This is a genomic window from Pseudomonas sp. EGD-AK9 (genome assembly GCF_000465935.2).
Taxonomy (GTDB): Bacteria; Pseudomonadota; Gammaproteobacteria; order Pseudomonadales; family Pseudomonadaceae; genus Aquipseudomonas.
The window spans coordinates 1-781 of sequence record NZ_AVOF01000736.1; the positions used below are offsets into that span (position 1 = coordinate 1).

A 781-nucleotide genomic window follows, 5' to 3' on the forward strand; every position below is an offset into this window, starting at 1 on the left:
GGGGTCTCCTCGTTTTCAGTGCAATAAGTGACGGTACGAAAAGCTAGCACTGGCGCGGAGGTGGTGTTGGTAGATCGTTGATTTCATTGACTTTCCTGTTCACTTTCAAATCTGCGATTCGTGGCGTCAAACCGTGGTCGGTTTCATCCATTGGTGCCAGTTATCGATGCATTTGGCCGCGAAGGCAGGATTTGGTCAGCATAGCGGTCAACCGGGAAGCGAAACACACCCCGCAAGTTGATGCTCTCCAGCCTGGTGGGCGCAATCTTCCCGATCAGTTCCGGTGGAATGACCTGGCGGCGGTTCGACCAGCGATCCAGGACCGCCTGCATCTGTGAGGTATTCCACGCCATCACGATGTTGGCCATCAGGCTCAACGCATCGGCCACAGCCTGCATTTCATCGACACGTTTGGCCTGCGCCGGGCTGATCCGGCCGGTATAAATGGCGCGCTTGAGGGCGTTAACAGCCTCGCCCCGATTGAGCACCCGGCGCAACTCGTTCCTGAAAGCGTCCTTGACAAAGTAGTCAGCCAAAAACGCCGTACGCAGCAACCGCCCCAATTGCACGCCAGCCTCATAGATTGGATCGCCCTGGGCGGCAGAACCGAACCGCGCAAGAGCTGCCACCGCACTGGCATGTCCGCTCATGACCGAGGCTGCCAGGTGCACCAGACTATCCCAATGCTTTTCGATCAAAGCGACGTCGACATTGGCTTCGCACACCGCAGCGATTTCTGCGGGCACTTTGGTGCCGCGTGGCACAAAGAGGTGGCGCTGTT

At 57.7% G+C, this 781-nt stretch carries 1 protein-coding gene; it reads right to left on the reverse strand.

Going from position 1 to position 781, the window contains the following annotated elements; all coding sequences use genetic code 11:
* Positions 1 to 143: 143 nt before the first annotated feature.
* The coding region (locus tag N878_RS23380) for a Tn3 family transposase (RefSeq protein WP_021445921.1) at positions 144 to 781 on the reverse strand (638 nt) is incomplete at its 5' end.